The organism is Actinoplanes xinjiangensis, from assembly GCF_003148685.1.
In the GTDB taxonomy this organism is placed as follows: domain Bacteria; phylum Actinomycetota; class Actinomycetes; order Mycobacteriales; family Micromonosporaceae; genus Actinoplanes; species Actinoplanes xinjiangensis.
Map to the genome: position 1 here is coordinate 1 of NZ_QGGR01000074.1, position 2,387 is coordinate 2,387.

The following is a 2,387-nucleotide window of genomic DNA, read 5'->3' on the forward strand; positions in this document are numbered from 1 at the left end:
AGTCCGGCGACGGCGGTGACGATGAGCAGGTCGGTGATCGCCAACGGCTGGGTGCCGAGCAGGGTCTGCAGGGGCGGCAGGTAGATGCCGGCGAGCTGCAGGGCGAGTGCGGCGGCGACGGCGGCGAGCAGCATCGGGTTGGCGCGGGTGCCGGGGCGGGCCCGGGAGCCCAGCGCGACGGCGAGCTGGGTGACGCCGAGAGCGAGGAAGACCAGGGTCTGCCAGGGGCGGTCGGTGGCGTGCGCCCAAACCCCGACACCGATGGTGACCCCCGCGATGACCACCCCGACGCGCAGGATGCGTTGCCACAGTCCGGCGCCGAGGATCGTCTCGGACGGTGGCCGTGGCGGCTTGTTCATGACATCTCGGTCGACGGGTTCGCTGCCCAGGGCGAGTCCTGGCAGGCCGTGGGTGATCAGGTTGATCCAGAGGATCTGGGCGGGCAGTAGCGGCAGGGCGAGGCCGGCGAAGGGTCCGGTGAGCATCACGGTGATCTCTGCGGCGCCGCCGGACAGGGCGTAGAGCAGGAAGCGGCGGATGTTGGCGTAGACGCGGCGGCCTTCTTCGGCGGCGGCGACGACGGTGCCGAGTTCGTCGTCGGCCAGGACCAGGTCGGCGGCCTGGCGGGCGACTTCGGTGCCGCGTCTGCCCATGGCGACGCCGATGTCGGCGCGGTGCAGGGCGGGGCCGTCGTTGACGCCGTCACCGGTCATCGCGACGACCTGCCCGGCGGCTTGTAGGGCGTCGATGATGGCGACCTTCTGTTGCGGGGTCGCCCGGGCGAAGACCCGGACACCGCGCGCGGCGGCCGGGCCCGGGTCGGTGATACGGCAGTCGGCCGTCTCCTGACCGGCATTGATGATGCCGAGGTCGGCAGCGATCGCGCCGGCGGTGGCGGGATGGTCACCGGTGATCAGGACCGGGGTGATGCCCGCGCGCTGACACGCGGCGATGGTCGCGGCGGCGGACGCTCGGGGCGGGTCGAGGATCGCGACGAGCCCGAGCAGGGTGAGGCCCTGTTCCGCAGCGCCCGGATCGGTGGACGGGGCGTGGTCGGCTTGAGCCACCGCGAGGACCCGGTAGCCGTCGGCGGCGAGGGTGTCCGCGCGGGCCGCTGCCCGGTCGATCAGGTCGGCGGGGTCGGTGAGGACTGCTGGGTGCAGGACGGCTTCGGGTGCGCCTTTGCAGACGATGCGGGTCGTGCCGTCGGGGAGCCGGTGGGTGGTCGACATGCGTTTGCGGACGCTGTCGAACGGTTCCTCGCCGATGCGGGGGAGTTGGGCGTGCAGGGTTTCGCGGTCGATGCCGAGTTTCGCGGCGGCGGTGAGCAGGGCGGCCTCGGTGGGGTCACCGACCGGCAGCCAGTCGGGGTTGTCGCCGTCGGGCGGGTGCAGGGCGCCGTCGTTGCACAACACGGCCGCTCGCAGCAGTCGCGACAGGTCGGGGACGTCACCGTCGGTGACGATTGTGTCGTGGCGGCGGATGTCGCCGTGTGGTGTGTAGCCGGATCCGTCGACCGTGGCTTCTCCGGTGGGGGTCCACAGCTGTCGCAGGACCATTCGGCCTTCGGTGAGGGTGCCGGTCTTGTCGGTGGCCAGGACGGTGACCGAGCCGAGGGTCTCGACGGCGGGCAGCCGCCGGATGACGGCGTTGCGGGCGGTCATGCGGCGGGCGCCGAGGGCGAGGCTGAGCGTGACGACGGCGGGCAGGGATTCGGGGACGGCGGCGACGACCAGGGTGATCGCGGTGACGATCATCAGCTGGAGCGGCTGGCCGCGGAACACTCCGAGGGCCAGGACGACGGCGCACAGCACCAGGGCGCCGGCGGCGAGGAGCCGGCCGACCCCGGCCAGGCGGCGTTGCAGGGGTGTCATGGTGGGGGCGGTCGTCATCATCGCGGCGATGCGGCCCATGGCGCTGGCCGCTCCGGTGGCGGTGATGACGGCCTGCCCGCGCCCGCGGACGACCACGGTGCCCGCGGACACGTCCGCCGCCGCGCTGTCCGGGCCGGCTGCTTTGTCGACCGGCGCGGATTCACCGGTCAGTGCCGCTTCGTCGATCAGCAGGGCGCTGGCCTCGACGACGTGGGCGTCGGCGGGCACGATGTCGCCTTCGGCCAGGACCAGCAGATCACCGACGACCAGGTCCGCGGCGGGGACCTCGCGCTGGGCGCCGTCGCGGACCACGCGGGCGGCGGGTGCGGTCAGCGCGGACAGCGCGGAGATCGCCCGTTCTGCTTTGACCTCCTGGATCACCCCGACCGTGGTGTTGACGACGATCACGAACAGGATCACCGACGCGTCGGTGAAGTCGGCCGTGGCCAGCGTGAAACCGGCGGCGGCCAGCAGGACCAGCACGAGCGGATCCCGCAGTTGCGACACGACCCG

At 72.8% G+C, this 2,387-nt stretch carries 1 protein-coding gene; it reads right to left on the reverse strand.

All coding sequences use genetic code 11. The features are described 5' to 3' along the window. Positions 1 to 2,387 (reverse strand): cation-translocating P-type ATPase (locus BC793_RS48535; protein ID WP_109603417.1); only part of this gene is annotated, 2,387 nt, incomplete at both ends.